Raw genomic sequence first — 17,567 nt, 5'->3', positions numbered from 1 at the left:
TTTTTGCATTCGCTCATAAATTAACTCGCCCTAAGGAAAAATTAAGCTTCAGCCTGAATACTCTGAACTGATTGCCTAATGTCGACAGAATTCATGCAGTTGAAAATATCTCCTCATGCGTTCGCCTTCTCAGGAGCCGCCATCTCAACCGCAAACCAGTCTGCCAGTTGCGCTACGGCGCGGCTGTGCTTGCCGTCGGGGTTGCTGACAAAATAATGCGCAGCGCCCGGCAGCGAGTGCTCGAACGGCGCTATCAGCACGCCACTCTCCAGCGCATGCTGCACCATCAGTCGGCTGGCGATAACCGCGCCCTGGCCGGCGATTGCCGCCTGAATGGCGTGGGCTTCGTCGGTAAAGCGCGGGCCGGCGTCGACCGTCAGCGCCGCCGGGCCAAACTCGCTGCGCCAACGCGGCCAGTCGGGGGAGGGTTGCGGCACCTGGCGGCCATCGATGTGTATCAGCGTGGTTTGCAACAGATCCGCGATTGAAGCGACATTCAACCGCGGGCTGACGACCAGCACGAAGCGGTCCTGTTGCAGCAATCGCGGCGACAGCGGGTCATCCGGCCTGTTGCCGTAGCGGATCGCCACATCAATCTGTTTGCTGCGCAAATCCACAATGCGATCATCGGCGTGCAACCGCAGGTCTATGGCGGGAAACTGCCGCATCAACGCCGGCAAACGCGGCACCAGCCAGTGGGTGATCAGCGCCGTGGTAGCGGATAACGTCAACACCGCCGGCCGCTGGCGTTCACCGATATTCTCCACCGCCGTCTGCAACAGGTTGAACGCCTGCGCGCTGGCCTGTTGCAGGATCTTGCCGTCGGCGGTCAATTCCACCTTGCGCGGCGTTCTTTCGAACACGCTGACGCCCAGCAGGCTCTCCAGCAGCCGAATTTGGTGGCTGATGGCCGTCGGCGAAACGCCAATTTCTTCCGCAGCCAGTTTAAAACTCTGCAGTCTGGCGACCGCGTCAAAAGCCCGTAGTGACCCCAGGGGCGGCAGTTTTCTTTTCATGATGAGCTATTTTCATCTTTGGCTGAGAACTATGACTTTGAATTGCCATTTGGTGGCAGGTTATTTTCTGTATGCAGGTTAACAGATGAAAATTACTCAGCCAAATAACCAGGAGATAACCATGTCTGCATCATCGGTAAAACAGCTACGTCTGGTGATCACCACCGAAGATTTTGATAACGCCTTGGCTTTCTACCGCGATCGACTGGGGTTGACCCAGGCCGATGCGGTGCCGCCAGACAGCGGCAGGGTGGCGATCCTCGAGGCGGGCAAGGCCACGCTGGAGCTGGTGGAGCCCTCAACCGCCGCTTATATCGACCAGGTAGAGGTGGGAGAGCGCGTCTCCGGTTGGATCCGGGTGGCATTTGAGGTGACCGATATTGCCGCAACCACGGCCAGTCTGGCGCAGGGCGGCGCGCAGGTGTTGTCCGAGCCGCGGGTTACGCCCTTCAATTCAATCAATAACCGGCTGGAAGCGCCGGCCGGATTGCAACTGACGCTGTTTCAAGCGCTGTAAACCGAAACCCGCCATGTTGGCGGGTATTCATTTGATAATGAAAGAAATTCATCACGGCTTTTGGTTATGAGTCATAGCGATTAATCATTTAATTTATTCAGCTGCTTCAATGAATATGAGCGTCGACAAAACACCAATAAGGGATAAAGGCGTGAAATATTCATTCAGATTTAACGGACTAGCCAGTCTAATCTTCCTTTCATTGCAAGCCACTTCACCGGCTCATGCTGCCGAAGTGCCGGTGGGCGTCAAGCTAGCGGCCACGCAGGAACTGGTGCGGGCCAATGGCTATGAGCCTGCGACGCTGGATCCCAATCTGGCTGAAAGCAACGTGGAGTTTAATATCTTCAATGACCTGTTCGAAGGATTGTTGCGGGTGGGGAAAAACGGCGAGGTTATTCCCGCGCTGGCCACCCATTGGGAAAACCAGGGCAATGTCTGGACCTTCCATCTGCGCCCGGCAGCCAAATGGTCGAACGGCGATCCGGTTACCGCCGAGGATTTCGTCTTCAGTTGGCGTCGCCTGACCGATCCCAAAACCGCCTCGCCGTACGGCAGCTACCTGGCCTCGGCCTATGTGCTTAACGCTGCGGAGATTAATGCCGGCAGCAAACCGCCGACGGAGTTGGGGGTGAAGGCGCTGGATGCCAATACCCTGCAGGTCACACTGTCTGAGCCGAACTCCTATCTGCTCAAACAGTTGGTGCATTTCCCTGTGTTGCCGGTGAACCGCAAGGCGGTGGAAAAATACGGCAAAAACTGGACGCAACCGCAGAATTTCGTCAGCAACGGCGCTTTCAGGTTAACGCAGTGGGTGGTGAACGAAAAAGTGGTGGTGGAGCGTAACACTCAGTATTGGGACAACGCCCATACGGCGCTTAACAAAGTGACTTTCCTGCCGCTGCAAGGATTCCCCGAGGTGGCGCGCTTCCGGGCTGGGGAGATCGAGCTGGGCTATAGCACCCCGCCGGAACTCTATCAGCAGTTGAAAAAGAGCCTGGGTGAGGAACAACTGGTGACTTATCCGTTACTGTCCACCAGCTATTTTGCCTTTAACACCCGGCAGGCCCCTTTTAATGACGTACGGGTGCGGCAGGCGTTAAATCTGGCGCTGGACAAAGAGGTCATCGCCACCAAGGTGTTGGGCTACGGCCAGCAAGCGGCCTGGACCTTCACCCCCTCCGGGGCCGGTGGTTTTACGCTGAAGGCCGGTGAGGCGGCGGGGTGGACGCAGGAGCAGCGGGTCGCCCAGGCGAAAAAGCTGCTGGCGGAGGCCGGATTCAACGCCGAGCGCCCGTTGCAGTTCAATGTGTTGTACAGCAATGACGCCACCGTCAAGAAGATTGTCATCGCCAGCAGCGCGATGTGGAAAAAGAACCTGGGAGTTAATGCTACGTTGCAAAGCCAGGAGCGTAAGGTGACGCTGGATAACATCAACAATGGGCATTACAGCGTTGCTTTTTCTCGATGGCTGGCAGACTACAACGATCCGTCCACCTTCCTGAATGTCTTCCGATCTACCAGCAGTGAAAACTCCGCCAAATATGCCAACGAGAATTACGATCGGTTGTTGCATCAGGCCACTGCGGCGAAGACGCCGCAGCAGGTACAGCACTATTTCCAACAGGCCGAGGAGAGGTTGGCGGTGGATACGCCGGTGGCGCCGGTTTATTACGAAGCCAACGCCACGCTGGTCAAACCCTATGTGAAAGGCATCGATTTTACCCGACAGGGGCCGCTGTACGACAAGAACGCCTATATTATCGCTCACTGATGTCGCAATAATGGGGGGTGGAAATTTTCTGCCCCCTTTTTATTATCTTTACGGTTAAAAATTTTTTTTCTAAATGTTTCATAAACGGCCGGCCAGATTTACGCCCGCCGCCAAAAAACCGCGTCTATAATGCCTCCCGTAGTTTATATGCAGTATCTCGTTTGGCGAGGCTCCTATACAAACACAGGTTACTGATCTGACGACATCGAGAGATGCCCAAGGTTAAGACAGGCTTTATCGGATTAAGGTTTAGCCCAAGGTAACTTCTGATAAATACATCAGATACGTTGTATAGTGCTAAAACCTGGACGCGGAGATAGGCTGTCTGCACTCCCTCTGTGGTTAACGCCCCTATGCGATTCGCTGTTGAAGTTTAAACAGAAATAGGGACTAACATAATGAAGTCACATCAAAATTACTCATCTCCGGCGCTGGCCAATGCTGACGTGCTGGATGAGTCCTCGATAGCAAACTATATGAACGCCGATTTTATTACCGTTCCCGGTAATATGACGGTCAATAAAGCCAAAGAATATTTTCTTTCGCAACTTAAAACGGATGAAATTCCGGCTCAACTTTTTGTCACCGCAGACGATTATCAATTGCGCGGCACGTTGTCGGTTAAAAAATTGTTGCAGTGCACGGACGATGATAAAGCCGTTGGGGTAATGATTAACCACAGCTATTTCCAGGTATCGCCCGACGACGATCGTAATGACGTCGCCCATTTATTGGGTAAGGGCGGGCTGGATGTAGTGCCGGTGGTGGTGAATAAAACCCTGGTTGGGGTGTTGGGGGAAAAAGAAATCGCCCAACTGATTGAGGATGAAAACACCGAGGATGCACAACGACAGGGCGCCAGCCTGCCGCTGGACAAGCCCTATCTGGAAACCAGCCCTTGGGCGCTATGGCGCAAACGCTCGGCGTGGTTGCTGATGCTGTTCGTCGCCGAAGCTTACACCGGCAACGTACTGAAGGCGTTTGAAGACCAGTTGGAAGCGGCGATCGCTCTGGCGTTTTTTATCCCGCTGCTGATTGGCACCGGCGGTAACAGCGGTACGCAGATCACTTCCACGCTGGTACGCGCCATGGCGCTTGGCGAAGTCAGCCTGCGCAACCTGGGCGCGGTGATCCGCAAAGAGGTGTCCACCTCGCTGCTGATAGCCGTCACTATTGGCGTCGCCGCCTGGGTTCGCGCCTGGATCATGGGGGTGGGAATGGACGTGACGATGGTCGTCAGCCTGTCGCTGGTGGCGATCACCGTCTGGAGCGCGATTGTGTCCTCGATTATCCCTATGTTGCTGAAAAGAGTGGGGATCGATCCGGCGGTGGTGTCCGCGCCATTTATCGCCACCTTTATTGATGGTACTGGCCTGATTATTTATTTCAAAATTGCCCAGTACATTCTGAATATTTAAACCGGGATCCGCTTCGTGCCGCTGCCGGAGCGGACATTTTACCTCACTCAATAAGGAGGCACGTTAATCGCAATGAATAATCTTTTAACCCACTTTTTAATTAAAGAGGTTTTTATCGATAACCGCTAACTGAGGAAATAATAATGGGAAACATGACAATTTTTGTAGGATTCCTGAGCATCATCAGCTCACTGGGCCTGTTAGCCGCCTATATGAGCACCAAATGGGATGATTAATGAACGTTGAAGAACCGCCGCAATGCATCCTCCCCGAAGTGTTTTATTTACGACGGGGAGGATACCGATAAAACTCTGACCGCCGCCTGCGGTTTTAACGAGTGAAACGATAATGATTATTTTTATTCTTGGTTTGCTTTATGCCATTTTAATGATCTCTGTGGGTGTTAATGAGATTTATTTTTATTCAACCGGAAAATCAGAATTCCTGTCTAGTTTAATGCTGACATTCTCGGGTAGTATGCTGCTGGTTGCTTTTGTCTGGCAATTGTCTGCAAAAATTAAAAAATAAATTCCAATGCGAATGTGAGCCGTACTATGCAAAATGAAAAACAGTCCGTGGCCAGAAACTCGATGATAGCCAGTGGGTTATTGGCGACCGGCAAATTTGCTGCGGGTATTTTTACCGGCAGTATTGGCCTTATTTCCGAAGGGATACACTCTTTCACCGATTTTGTCGCCACCAGCATTACCTGGCTGGCGGTGCGCATCAGCGACAAACCGGCCGATGAGGACCACCATTTTGGTCACGGCAAAGTCGAAAATCTGGCGGCGTTGTTTGAAGTGCTGCTGCTGTTGGGCGCTGCGGGTTGGATCGTTTATGAGGCCGGCACCAGCCTGCTGGGGCAGCCGCATGAGATTATCGCCGCGCCAGTGGTGATTGCCGTGCTGTTGATCTCGATTGTGGTCGACTATTTCCGCGTCAAGGCGCTGAATCGCGTGGCGAAAGCCACCGACAGCGCGGCGTTGGAAGCCGACGCGCTGCACTTCTTCTCCGATATGTTGTCCTCCGCCGTGGTGCTGCTGGGGATGGTATTCGTGTTGCTGGGGTTCACCCGCGCAGATGCGATTGCGGCGTTGATCGTTGCCGGTTTTATCGTGGTCGCTGCCTTGAAGTTAGGCAAACGTTCGTTCGATTCGCTGATGGACACAGCGCCTGCCGGTGCCAAAGAGGAGATCGGCACGTTACTGGATAGTTTTCCGGCGATATTGGCGACCGAGAATATCCGCATTCGCAACGCCGGTGCGGCCCTGTTTATCGAGGTGACCGTCGCCGTCTGCCGCACCTTGCCGCTGGAGCGCATCAACGCGCTGAAGCAGTCCATCGCCGAGCGGTTGGAGCGGCAGTATGCCCACGCCGAAGCCACGGTGATTGCCAACCCGCAAACCCGCAGCGATGAAGACATGGCGACCCGCATCCGGGTGATTGCCGCCAATCACGGTGCGGTGGTGCAAAATGTGGCGTTGCAGCAACTGCCGGAACGCATGTCGATCAGCATGGATCTGGCGGTGCCGGCCAGCGCCAGCGTGGCGCAGGCGCACGATATCGCCAGCGAGATTGAAAACCTTCTGCGCCAGGCTATCGGCGAAGACACGGAGATCGAAACTCATCTTGAACCGCAGATGCCTCATTGGATCGCCAGTGAGGACGTAGAGCCGGATGAACTGGCAAATATCCGCCAGATCTTGCGAATTGCGGTGGAAAAGGGGGAAATGGTGCAGGACGTACATAACATTCGGGCGCGGAAAACGGCAGATGGCATTATCGTCAATTTCCATTGCCGGGTGTCGCCGGCCGCGTCCATTGTGGCGGCTCACGACGCAGTGGACCACATAGAACGCCAACTGCGGGCACTTTACCCCACCATTTCGCGGGCAGTGGGGCACGTGGAACCGATCAAACCCGCTTTGTGAGCCTGCATGCGGCGACCGTGGGTGGCCGCCATGAAAGGGGGTCAGGATGCTAGATCGAAAGGATCATCCAGGGATTTTGCCGGCGGGGTAAACCAGTATGCTCCGCCTTCAGTAACGTAAAAATGATCCTCAAGGCGGATACCGAACTCGCCAGGTAGACATAGCATGGGTTCGATGCTGGCACACATGCCAACATCGAGCTGTTCCTGCCGTTTGCGGACCAGATACGGTGCCTCATGAATGTCCAGCCCGATACCGTGTCCGGTGCGATGCGGCAAGCCAGGCAACTGATAATCCGGTCCGAAGCCATAAGAGGCCAGGACTTGGCGTGCCGCGTCATCCACTTTATGACAGGGCACGCCAGGCGCGATAACTGAAAACGCCGCAGCCTGTGCCTCATGCTCCGCTTGCCAGGCGAAACGTTGTCGCGCGCTGGGTTCGCCGTACACATAAGTACGGGTGATATCGGACAAATATCCCTTATATCGGCAACCGGTATCCAGTAGCACGATATCGTTGTCCTGCAGAGGCTTGGGTTCCTTCACGCCATGCGGAAATGCGCTGTCGGATCCGAAGAGTGCAATACAGAAGTAAGAGCCGGTGGTGCCCATTTTGCGGTGGGCTTTATCAACGAAATCGGTGAGTTCGCCGGCGGTGATACCTGGGTGCAAAATGCTGGCTGCCGCCTGCTGTACTCTCAAGGTAATGTTATTAGCCGTCTGCATCAGTGCGATTTCCATCGGCGATTTACGGCTGCGGCAGTAACCGGTGACGGCTTGTGCGCCGATCAGTTCAATATCGCCGGCGTACTGCTGCAGGCCGAGGAACAGCGTTACCGAAGCCGTTTCGCAAATCGCCACCTTGCGCCGCCTGCCCGCACCCGTCACCCCGCGAGATGCCAGCAAGGTGAAGAACAGCTGGTAGGGGTCTTCCTCCTCATGCCAGCTAAATATTTCGGCTTCGATGACTTGCGCATCTTTGAAGGTGCCTATTTCAAACCAGGGCGCAATATAAGCGATTTCACCTTCGGCCGGGATCACTGCACCCACCATACGTTCGCTGGGCGACCAAGAGGTACCGGTAAAATAGAGTAGATTGTTGCCGGCATTGATATAGCAGGCATCAATGTCGTTTTCGCGCATCAGACGCTGTGCGTGCTGAATGCGTTGTCGATACTCGCCGCTGGCGATTGCAGGCGGGTTGTCCGTTAACGGTTGCAACTGTTCCAAGGCCTGTTGTGGCGTGCAACCGCCAATACCTGTAGCCATGTTTTTCTCCTCGCGGAATGTTCAATATCAGGGCCAATATCCCAGCGTGCTTAGTCCCATGATAAATAAAATGCGGCGACAATACTTGGCTCCAATAGACAGGAAAGATAGCGATTACGGCACAATGCTTTTCCCCAATGCCCTCAATGCCGATATTGCGATTGTTGTTGTCTTAAAATGGTCATTTTTAACGGGGACTACTAGCCAACGTGAGCTTTAACGATTATCAATAGAGTCTCGTTGTCTCGACAGACGCAGGTATCTCCCCATGTCACGAAGTAAAGACCTGCAAGACTGGGTAAAACCGGCCCGGTCCCCAATGCAAATTGAGCGTATCGAAGCTTTTTTCGGTGGCCACGGTTATGAGCTCCATCGCCACGACACCTACGCCATTGGCCGCACGTTGTCCGGTGTGCAAAGTTTCAACTATCGTGGCGGCAGGCGTCATAGCCTGCCCGGCGGCACCCTGGTATTGCATCCGGATGAGGTCCATGACGGAGAGGCAGGTACGGAGGAGGGATTTCAATACCGCATGGTTTATATCGAGCCGGCATTAATCCAAAAGATACTCGGCGGCAAGCCGTTGCCCTTTATTCCGGGCGGTCTTTCCGATGACCCAAGACTCTTTGCTGCGGCTCAACCCTTGCTCAAGGCCATGGAGGATCCGTTTGAAACGCTTGAGGAAGAGGATGCGCTTTATGACCTGGCGCAAACCCTTGCCGCTGTCGGGGGGCAACGCTATCAGCGGCGGGCGTTTGACTACCAGGCGGCTGAAAGGGCAAGGGAATATATCCATTCCTGTTTCGATAAAAATATTACCCTGGATGAGCTTTCTTTGATCAGCGGCCGAGATCGCTGGAGTCTGAGCCGGGATTTTCGGGCGCTGTTTGGCACCAGCCCCTACCGCTACGTCACTATGCGTCGTCTTGAACATTGCAGACGGCGGATGTTGGCGGGCCATAATCTGGCAGATATTTCAATCGATGCGGGATTTGCGGATCAAAGCCACATGACGCGCCAATTTGTCAGCAATTTTGGCGTTTCTCCTGGCCGCTGGCTGAAGTTTATCAACGGAGGTTAAGCGCGAAGTTGCACAATCATTCAAGATTGCCGCCCGCCGGGTCCACTATGCTGGGCTCCTGTTAACCAAGGAGCCTAAAAATGTACCAACCTATTAATTTTGCTTATAAACTTTCTCTGTTTTCTGAACAATGGCAGCCGAAAGTGATTGCCGAGATGAATGATTACCAGTTTAAAGTGGTCAGAATTCACGGTGACTTCGTCTGGCATACGCATGCCGAAACCGATGAAACCCTTATCGTGTTGGATGGCGTTTTGCGCATTGATTTTCGCGATGGCCATGTGCTGGTCAATGCGGGCGAGATGTATGTGGTCCCACGCGGCATCGAACACAAAACCTCTGCCGAGATCGAAACCCAACTGATGCTTATCGAACCTCGCGGCGTGCTGAACACCGGTGACGAACGGGGAGAACGTACTGCGGTCAACGATGTCTGGATTTGATCAAGCTCGCCCGGCAGGTCTGCACCGGGGGTAATAGAAAGGCCGCCAGAACAGGCGGCCTGTGAAGGTCAGTCCAGCTTCAGCCGGGCAGTGATTTCAGCAATTTCATTGCGCCATTGCCGTTGCAACGCCGGTTTCTGGTGCCTGGTTTTACGTGCCAAATCCTCCTGCAGTTTAGCCTCCAGCTCGAACAAGCAGGCCAGCAGCCGCTCTTCGTCATGGTGTAGCCTCTCGCTGTCGCCGGAGGCGGTTTGCCTGGCCGCTTGTGGCTCGGCACCGGGCTCTTCCGCCAGCCGGGCATAGACCGGTTCCAGATCCTGCCACTCTTCCAACTGTTGATGGTCAATCAGCCAGAAGCGGTTACAGCTGTTTTCTATCAACATCCGATCGTGAGTGACCAGCATCACCGCGCCTGCAAACTCGCGTAGGGTTTCCGCCAACTCCTCTTTGCCTTCCATGTCCAGATGGTTGGTCGGTTCGTCGAGCAGCAACAGCGAATGGTTGGCCAGCGTCAGGCCGACAAACAGCAGGCGCGAACGCTCGCCGCCGCTCAGGGTGCCGATCCGCTGCTGATGGCGCAGGTAAGGGAAACCGGCACCAATCAGCGCCATTTTGCGCTGCTCTTCGGTCAGCGGAGCGAAGTGCGTCAACGCCTCGCTCAGCGTATCGCCATCCTGCAACTGCTGAAGGCTCTGATCGTAATACCCGATACGCACCCTGGGGTGGAATACCACTTCACCGGAAACGGCGCTTTGGTATTCCCGCCACAGATGCCGCAACAGCGAGGATTTGCCGCAGCCGTTACGGCCAACGATGGCGATGCGATCGCCGCTTTTCACCCGCAGGTGCGCGAGGCGAAACAGCACCGGCGCATCGGCTGCCGGGCGTACCTCCAGTTGCGGCAGGGCCAACAGGCGATCGGCATCCAGGGCTTCGCCCCGCAGCCGGAGCCGCCACTGGGTAGCGGCCGTCAGCTGGGTTTGATCTTCTTTCAGACGGTCGACCCGTTTTTCCATCTGTTTGGCCTTGCGGGCCAGATCCTCGTTGTCGTACACCCGTCCCCAGACCGCCAGCCGCTGGGCGCTTTTTTCCACCCGTTCGATCTCCTTTTGCTCCGCCTGCCGGCGATGCGCATCCGCCGCGTCCTTATCCACCAGCGCCTGACGCGCCGCAGAGCAGGGCAAGCGGAAGAACTGCAAGGTTTTATCGCGCAGGATCCAGGTACAGTTGGTCACCTTATCCAGCAGGTAGCGGTCGTGGGAAACCAGCACGAAGCTGCCCGGCCAGCTTTGCAGGAACCGTTCGAGCCACAACAGCGTCGGCAGATCCAGATGGTTGCTGGGTTCATCCAGCAACAGCAGGTCCGGCCGGCGGATCAGCGCGCGCGCCAGCAGCAGGCGGGTATGCTGGCCGCCGCTCAGGGTGCCGGCGGTCAGTGTCCAGGAGGACGCGGCAAACCCCAGGCTGGTCAACAGGACTTCACCCTGCCAACTTTCGCTGACGCGCAGGTTTTCCGGCAGGCGCGCCAGTACCGCCTCCAGCAAAGTGCTGCCGTGCAGTTCGGGGGGAAGATGTTGTTCCACTCGCGCCATCAGGCATTGGTGAGAGAGGGTAACGCTGCCGGTACTGGCGGGCAGAGCGCCGCTGAGGATTTTAAGCAGGGTGCTTTTGCCGCAGCCGTTGTGGCCGATTAAACCGATGCGATCGCCTTTTTTCAGGCTGAAGGAAACCTCAGCCAGCAGTGGGCCGAACGCGTTGTCGTAACCGACGGATTGTGCAGATAATAATGTGCTCATTGCTTACTCAAGAGTTACAGGCATGCAAATGCCTATCGTCAAACATCGCTGACGACAACCCGGTAAGCCGGAGGGAAGGGACTCAATTTTTAGTAAGCTTCGCTCAAGCCTGGGTTATCGCAGCACGATACCGGTAATGCTTGAGCGGCGGCAATTACTATAGAAGTGTGAGTAAAAAAACAATTCACACATCGGCATAGTAATCCTCCTTTTATAATGTTGGTTAATAGGTGAGCTGAGTATAGGGCGATTCTTCGGGTTATACCACTGCCAAATAACTCAGCTTATCAGTAGGCTAACGACCAAAAGCAACGTTGCTTCAGGTCGAGCCGTTCGCGGCGATGCTGCAGCATAAATAATCGTGCTGAATGGGAATAATACTGATATTTAAGCTGAGATTAAGCAGCTATCATAATCTCAGTTTATGATTAGCCAAACGGGCCGGTAAATAGTCAATACCGGCCCGTTTGTTTCGTCTGTCTATCATGCCATTGCCGAGCACTGAATTTATGTTAAAACCCCGTCAGATCCTTCTTTTCCTGTTCCTGCTGTTTGGGTTGCAGTTGACGCCGTTGGCCAGCGTCGCCGCAGAGGATGACCCTGTTGCCATCAGCGCGCCGGATGCCGCCGCCGCGCTGAAAAACTACCAAAAGCAGTTGGACAGCATCAAACAGCAGGTCTCCAAGGCCAGCACAGATACCCAGCTCAGTAAGCTGAGGCAGGCCACCGACGAGCTGGCCGCAGAACTGGAAAAACTGGCAACCGATCTGCAACCGGCGCAGGAAAAGCTGCAGGGACAGCTGGACGTCCTGGGCCCGCAACCCGCCCCCGGCGCGATGCCTGAAACCGCTGCCGTGGTACAACAGCGCAACGCGTTGAACAACAGCAAGAAGCAGCTGGATGATGCGGTAAAACGCGCGCAGGAGATGAGAACCGGCGTGCTCGATCTGGGGCAGCAAATCGGCGATATGCGTCGTGTGGCGTTCAAAACCCAGTTGGCGCTAAATACCGGCAGCGTGTTGGGGGCCAAGTTCTGGTCGCCGATCGCGGAACCTACGGCCGATGACGCACAGCGGCTGGATCAGTTCCATGTCGCCATGAAAGAGGCGTGGGATGCCAGTTGGCAGGAGGAGTGGCGCTACGGCACCCTTGGCCTGCTGCTATTGGCGGTCGTTATCTGGTCATGGGGGCGTTATTTATCCGAGCGTTTCCTGGCCTGGGTGAGCATTCGTTATCTGCCGGACGGGCGTTTGCGCCGCAGTTTTATGGCGATGGCGATCGTCAGCGTCACAGTCATCACCACCGGCATCGCGCTGAATCTGCTGTATCTCACCTTTACCCGCGTGCAGCCGCTGCCGGCCATGCTGGAGGATTTCGCCGAGGGGTTTAATCGGCTGGGGATCTTCTGCGCGCTGATCGCAGGACTGGGCCGCGCCACGCTTTCGCTTAACCGCCCGTCATGGCGTTTGGCCTCGCTGGACGACGCCGTCGCCTCCGGCCTGCGTTTCTTCTCGCCGTTGCTGGCGGGGTTGGCGCTGGCGTTCGGCACCGTTGAACAGATCAATAACGTGGTGAGCGCCAGCCTGGCCGCGACCATTTTCGGCAATGGTCTGGTGGCCGGGTTGATCGGCATGGTGCTGCTGGCGATGCCGCTGCGCGCCCAACGTATCCGCCGCAAGCTGGAACAGCAGGGCGAACACGTCGAGAAACGCTCCACCATCAGCGGGTTGCTGCACATGGGCACGTTGGTGGGCTCGCTGGTCATCCTGCTCTCGCTGCTGATTGGCTATATCGCTTTCGCCCGTTTCCTGACCTATCAGGTGATCTGGATCGCTCTGGTGCTGATGGCGTTCTATTTCCTGCTGCTGTTTGCCGTCGATCTGTGCGGCGCGATTTTCTCGCCGCAAACCGCCAGCGGCAAAATGCTCAAGAAATCCTTTAACTTCAAGGACCGTCACCTGGAGCAGATGGCGATTATTCTGACCGCCGTCGCCAAATGTTCTTTGCTGTTACTGATGATTGTCGCGCTGTTTAACGGCACGTTCGGTACCACCACGCCTAACTCGCTGTTGGACAAGATTATCGCCATTCTGAGTGGCGAAGGGTTGAAGAGCCTGAACATCGTGCCCGGCAACCTGATCAACGCGGTGATATGCCTGGCCATCGGCATCTATATCATGCGGGTGACCCAGCGTTGGCTGAGCCATGAACTGCTGCCGAAAACCATTTCAGATATCGGTATCCGTGCATCCTTGGTCACGCTGTTCAGCAACGTGGGCTATGTGCTGCTGATCCTGATCACCCTGGCGGCGCTGGGCATCCAGTGGAATAATCTGGCGTGGATTGTCAGTGCGTTGTCGGTCGGTATCGGTTTTGGCTTGCAGGAGATCGTGAAGAACTTTATTTCCGGCATGATCCTGCTGACGGAGCGGCCGGTGAAAGTCGGCGATATGATCGGCATCGGCGGCGTAGAGGGTGACGTGCGCCGGATTAACATCCGCGCCACCGAAATCCAACTCAGCGACCGTTCGACGATGATCGTGCCCAACTCGCAGCTGATCTCGCAGAACGTACGTAACGCCACCATGGGCAACGCCCAGGGCGTGGTGACCATTGCGTTGACCTTCCCGACGGATATCGATCCTGAGCAGGTGCGCAATATTCTACTGAGCGCCTATCAGGATTATGACGCCATTCAGGAAACGCCGGCGCCTTATGTCCGTTTCAGCCAGCTCGGCCCTGAAGGCATCATCCTCAGCGTCACCGGCTACGTTGCCAGCCCGCGCATGGTCGGCGCCACCAAGAGCGAGCTGTTGTTTAACATCCTCAAACTGCTGCGCGCGCAGCGGGTCAATATGTCCAGCCCGCAGGAAGTGGTGTTTATGAAACAGCAGGCGAAGAATCTGGCCAACGAAGAAGAGCAGTCCTCTTAACCTTTGCCGCAGGGCGGCGGGCCGGCGCGTTTCTCGGTGGCCCGCCAGTCCGCCGATTAGTGCATCGCCGGCACTACCGATTGCGAACAGTCGCTGTTGGCACTGGCGGATGAGTTGTTGCAGGTCTGCGGATCATTATGTACCGGCGGTGGCGGCACGTCTTGTGGGCCGCCTCTGCCAATACAACCGGAAAGGACAAGAATCAGCAGCGCAGGGATTATCGCTTTCATTTCACTCTCCTGAAGTCAATGTCACTGCCGTGCATTACCGCGGATACCCTTTTTGATCGTCGTGTCGGGCTTCAGACCTTGGCGCCGGTCATTATGTAGAGCAGCATGCAAACGATCAGTAATGATATAACGATAGCCCAGATTAATCGGTTCATCTGCGGTCCCTGGTTATTCTGTGAACTCAGGGCCTACCATAGCGCTGCCGGTGGCGCAGGGATATCAATGATTGCCGTTTTTTTGTCCGCCATAGATTCACTCTATATCCTCCCGGCCGAAATCAATTTCACTTTGCCCGGCGACCGGCCCTATGCTGCAGCGGCATGTGGCAAACTCTCTCAGGAGGCAAAATGGAAAAGCATGAGCTGGCGGCATCGGTGTTGGCGGCATTCGGCGGGGCGGACAATCTGATCAAACTGCGATACTGCGCCAGCCGCGTCAGGGCGGAACTGCGCGATGGCAGCCGCTTGGATCGGCCGGGGATGGAGGCTCTGGATGGGGTCAAGGCGTTGCTGGAGGTAGAAACGTCGCGCCACACCCCCGAGTTTCAATTGGTGGTGGGGCCAGGCAACGCTCGGCCGTTGTATCAGGCGTTGATCGCAGTGACCGGCGAGAAATAACTACAGCAACAGAGGGCGGATCTGCTCCAGATGCTGATGCATTAACGCCTGCATCTGCACCACGTGGGGCGCATCCGCCTTTTCGCGCATCAGGTAAATGCCCACCGTGCAACGCAGGCTTTCCTGCGTCGTTTTCAGCGGCACAATGCCGTAGTCGGCGAAATAACCCGCCATGCAGGTGGGATAAGCCAGCATCACCGCGTCAGAATCGTTGATCATGTCCACCGCCGACATCATCGAGTTAGTCGAGCAAATCACCCGTTCCGCCAGATGCAGCCGATTACGCGCCAATTTCTTCGGCTGCATGTCTTCCACCATATGCTGATAGCGGCTTTCATCCGGCGTCAGTTCCACGCAGGGGTAATCCAATAATTCGTCCGGCCCAACCTGCCGCCCTGCCAGCGGATGCCCGCTGCGGACGAACATGCTGTCGGTGGTGCTGAACAGCGGCAAAAAACTGATGCCGGCCTTGGGGTTCAACCCCTGAATTTCATGGCCGATAAACATATCGATATCTCCGCCCAGCAGCAGATCCATCAGGCGTAGGTGGTTACCCAGATCGATATGAATATTCACCGTAGGGTGCAGGTTGCGGTAGGCATTAAAGCTGTCGCGCACGAACATATACCACCAGGCGTGACCGGTACCCATGCGCAGGCTCTGCTCCTGGCGCGCCTTGATGAACGCCAGCTTGATCAGCGTGTTGTCATAAATGCGCTGCATCATCTGCGCCTGTTCCAGCAGCAGATCGCCGTATTCGGTGGTGTTGACCCCGGTTGAGGTGCGCTCCAGCAGTTGCACCCCCAGGTTCTCTTCCAGTTTCTTCATGTTGTGGGTCAGCGTCGGCTGGCTCAGGCAAAGCTTGTTTGCTGCATGACTCACATTTTTGAACATCGCTACTTCGATAAACTGCCGCAGAATTTTGTCCACGATCATGTTTTCCGCTAGTGGTATAGAAAGTTTCTATATCTTAGTGGCAAAAAACGATTTCCGCCAATAGCCCGCCTTCGATAGTTTGCTCCTATGCCCAAAATAATTGGAGTTGCATCACAACAAAACCAACGGTTTGTTGAACAGCGCTTGCGCTGGCCCCAACGGGGCGAGGCTTTGCCGAGTAACGCGGCAAGGCCGTAAATCCCCAGGAGCTTAGTCAACTAAGTGACTGGGGTGCGCGGGTGCAGCCAACACAGATGCAGCTTCAAGTATGACGGGGATATGCCGGTATTCCCAGCCGCCACCAGAGAGGACGCAATGAGAAGATTGATACCGAGTATGGTCGCCACCGCGCTGGCGCTGATGTCCGGCCAGGCGCTGGCCGATACCTTGCGGATGGAATGCGCGCCCAGCAAAGAGGGCCGTCAGTTCTGCAATGAGATTAAGCAGCGCTTCGAGGCGCAGACCGGCCATACCCTGGAGTTTATCGATCTTCCCCGCGCCTCCGACGAAAAGCTGTCGCTGTTTCAGCAGCTGTTTGCCGCCAAAGATTCCAGCGCCATTGATTTGTTTCAGGCCGATACCGTGTGGATCGGCGTGCTGAACAAACACCTGTTGGATCTGACCGACAGCGTGGGCGATATCCGGCAGGATTTTTTCCCCGCCGCCTGGCAGAACAACGTAGTCAATGGGCGGGTAAAGGCGGTACCGGCTTATCTGGACACCGGTGCGCTCTATTACCGCAAAGATCTGTTGGCAAAGTACGGCGAACAGCCGCCGGTCACCTGGGATGAACTGACGCGCATCGCTACCCGCATTCAGCAGGGTGAACGGCAGGCGGGCCATAAGAACTTCTGGGGCCTGGTGTTCCAGGGTAAATCCTACGAAGGGCTGACCTGCAACGCGCTGGAATGGGTAGCCTCGCAGAACGGCGGCGGCTTTATCGACGCCAACGGCAACATCACCATCAATAACCCGCAGGCGGCGCAGGCGTTGAACAGGGCTGCCGGCTGGATCGGCACTATCTCGCCGAAGGGTGTGCTGGGTTACATGGAGGAGGAGTCCCGCGCGCTCTTCCAGAACGGCGACGCGTTGTTTATGCGCAACTGGCCCTACGCCTATGTGCTGGCGCAGGACAACAGCAGCGCAATCAAAGGCAAGATCGGCGTGCTGCCGCTGCCAAAGGGCGCGGACGGCAAATCGGTCAGCGCGCTGGGCGGTTGGCAGTGGGCGATCAGCGCCTACACCAAAAACCCCACGGCGGCGATAGCGCTGCTGAAAATCGTCAGCGACGCCGAATCGCAGAAAAAAGCGCTGGCGCTGATGGGGTGGGCGCCATCGCGTACCGCGCTGTATGACGATCCCAAGGTGTTGGCGCAGGCGCCATATCTGGCGGATTTCAAGGGTATTTTCTCGCAGGCGATGCCGCGCCCGGCGACGCAGACCAAAAGGCAGTATGCGCAGGTCTCGAAAGCCATCTACAACGCCACTTTCAATGTGTTGCGCGGTGACAGTGACGGTGTCACGGCGGTGGCGGATTTACAGCAACGGCTGGAGCGGATTAAAGCCAGAGGATGGCGTTGAAGGCAGTGCAATTCCCCCCATTAACG

The 17,567-nt window shown here is 55.9% G+C and carries 16 protein-coding genes and 1 riboswitch; of the genes, 11 read left to right on the top strand and 5 right to left on the bottom strand.

Annotated elements, in window-relative coordinates; genetic code table 11:
* Window positions 1-113 precede the first annotated feature (113 nt).
* A complete protein-coding gene (locus tag ACTJJ1_RS06860; protein ID WP_440832917.1) occupies window positions 114-1,016 on the bottom strand; it encodes a LysR substrate-binding domain-containing protein in 903 nt (300 codons plus the stop codon).
* A gap of 121 nt (window positions 1,017-1,137) precedes the next feature.
* Here ACTJJ1_RS06860 and ACTJJ1_RS06855 point away from each other — a divergent pair, with 121 nt between their 5' ends.
* From ACTJJ1_RS06855 to ACTJJ1_RS06830, 6 genes are all read left to right on the top strand, one after another.
* Entirely contained in the window at window positions 1,138-1,533 is a 396-nt protein-coding gene (locus ACTJJ1_RS06855) for a VOC family protein (protein WP_004944868.1), read from the top strand.
* A 109-nt stretch (window positions 1,534-1,642) separates the two neighbouring features.
* Window positions 1,643-3,307, top strand: coding sequence for an ABC transporter substrate-binding protein (locus tag ACTJJ1_RS06850; RefSeq protein ID WP_440832915.1), 1,665 nt, complete (start codon window positions 1,643-1,645; stop codon window positions 3,305-3,307).
* 149 nt (window positions 3,308-3,456) lie between these two features.
* Window positions 3,457-3,630: riboswitch (M-box (ykoK) riboswitch) on the top strand.
* 75 nt (window positions 3,631-3,705) lie between these two features.
* Entirely contained in the window at window positions 3,706-4,725 is a 1,020-nt protein-coding gene (locus ACTJJ1_RS06845; protein ID WP_004944864.1) for a magnesium transporter, read from the top strand.
* A gap of 143 nt (window positions 4,726-4,868) precedes the next feature.
* On the top strand, window positions 4,869-4,961 hold the full coding sequence (mgtS, locus tag ACTJJ1_RS06840) for a protein MgtS (protein WP_013813036.1): 93 nt from the start codon (window positions 4,869-4,871) through the stop codon (window positions 4,959-4,961).
* A gap of 112 nt (window positions 4,962-5,073) precedes the next feature.
* Entirely contained in the window at window positions 5,074-5,253 is a 180-nt protein-coding gene (locus tag ACTJJ1_RS06835) for a hypothetical protein (RefSeq protein WP_006325553.1), read from the top strand.
* Window positions 5,254-5,279: 26 nt separating this feature from the next.
* Complete coding sequence (locus tag ACTJJ1_RS06830) at window positions 5,280-6,656, top strand: cation diffusion facilitator family transporter (RefSeq protein WP_004944862.1); 1,377 nt, start codon at window positions 5,280-5,282, stop codon at window positions 6,654-6,656.
* A gap of 41 nt (window positions 6,657-6,697) precedes the next feature.
* On the opposite strand, the gene ACTJJ1_RS06825 is transcribed toward ACTJJ1_RS06830, so the two are convergent.
* On the bottom strand, window positions 6,698-7,924 hold the full coding sequence (locus tag ACTJJ1_RS06825) for a M24 family metallopeptidase (RefSeq protein ID WP_440832912.1): 1,227 nt from the start codon (window positions 7,922-7,924) through the stop codon (window positions 6,698-6,700).
* Between the two features lie 268 nt (window positions 7,925-8,192).
* Between ACTJJ1_RS06825 and ACTJJ1_RS06820 the strand changes: the two genes are divergently transcribed.
* Both ACTJJ1_RS06820 and ACTJJ1_RS06815 read left to right on the top strand, forming a co-directional pair.
* A complete protein-coding gene (locus ACTJJ1_RS06820) occupies window positions 8,193-9,005 on the top strand; it encodes an AraC family transcriptional regulator (protein ID WP_006325544.1) in 813 nt (270 codons plus the stop codon).
* A gap of 80 nt (window positions 9,006-9,085) precedes the next feature.
* Window positions 9,086-9,448: a cupin domain-containing protein gene (locus tag ACTJJ1_RS06815; protein WP_440832910.1), complete on the top strand. Its 363-nt coding sequence runs from the start codon at window positions 9,086-9,088 to the stop codon at window positions 9,446-9,448.
* A gap of 68 nt (window positions 9,449-9,516) precedes the next feature.
* Here ACTJJ1_RS06815 and ACTJJ1_RS06810 read toward each other — a convergent pair whose 3' ends face one another.
* On the bottom strand, window positions 9,517-11,244 hold the full coding sequence (locus ACTJJ1_RS06810) for an ABC-F family ATP-binding cassette domain-containing protein (protein WP_440832908.1): 1,728 nt from the start codon (window positions 11,242-11,244) through the stop codon (window positions 9,517-9,519).
* A gap of 509 nt (window positions 11,245-11,753) precedes the next feature.
* Here ACTJJ1_RS06810 and ACTJJ1_RS06805 point away from each other — a divergent pair.
* Entirely contained in the window at window positions 11,754-14,177 is a 2,424-nt protein-coding gene (locus ACTJJ1_RS06805; RefSeq protein ID WP_440832907.1) for a DUF3772 domain-containing protein, read from the top strand.
* 56 nt (window positions 14,178-14,233) lie between these two features.
* Here ACTJJ1_RS06805 and ACTJJ1_RS06800 read toward each other — a convergent pair whose 3' ends face one another.
* A complete protein-coding gene (locus tag ACTJJ1_RS06800; RefSeq protein WP_004944847.1) occupies window positions 14,234-14,407 on the bottom strand; it encodes a hypothetical protein in 174 nt (57 codons plus the stop codon).
* A 347-nt stretch (window positions 14,408-14,754) separates the two neighbouring features.
* Between ACTJJ1_RS06800 and ACTJJ1_RS06795 the strand changes: the two genes are divergently transcribed.
* Window positions 14,755-15,024 carry a PTS transporter subunit EIIB gene (locus ACTJJ1_RS06795; RefSeq protein WP_440832905.1) on the top strand — a complete coding sequence of 90 codons (270 nt, stop codon included), beginning with the start codon at window positions 14,755-14,757 and terminating at the stop codon, window positions 15,022-15,024.
* Here the strand turns inward: ACTJJ1_RS06795 and ACTJJ1_RS06790 are convergent, their stop codons facing one another.
* Window positions 15,025-15,960 carry a LysR family transcriptional regulator gene (locus ACTJJ1_RS06790; protein ID WP_006325535.1) on the bottom strand — a complete coding sequence of 312 codons (936 nt, stop codon included), beginning with the start codon at window positions 15,958-15,960 and terminating at the stop codon, window positions 15,025-15,027. It abuts the gene before it with no gap.
* A gap of 315 nt (window positions 15,961-16,275) precedes the next feature.
* Between ACTJJ1_RS06790 and ACTJJ1_RS06785 the strand changes: the two genes are divergently transcribed.
* Entirely contained in the window at window positions 16,276-17,541 is a 1,266-nt protein-coding gene (locus tag ACTJJ1_RS06785) for an ABC transporter substrate-binding protein (protein ID WP_440832903.1), read from the top strand.
* Window positions 17,542-17,567: the final 26 nt, after the last annotated feature.

It is taken from the genome of Serratia sp. 22264, from assembly GCF_052045345.1.
GTDB lineage: Bacteria > Pseudomonadota > Gammaproteobacteria > Enterobacterales > Enterobacteriaceae > Serratia > Serratia plymuthica.
The sequence above is the reverse complement of the archived record's forward strand: the minus strand, read 5'-3'. Positions and strand labels throughout refer to the sequence as shown.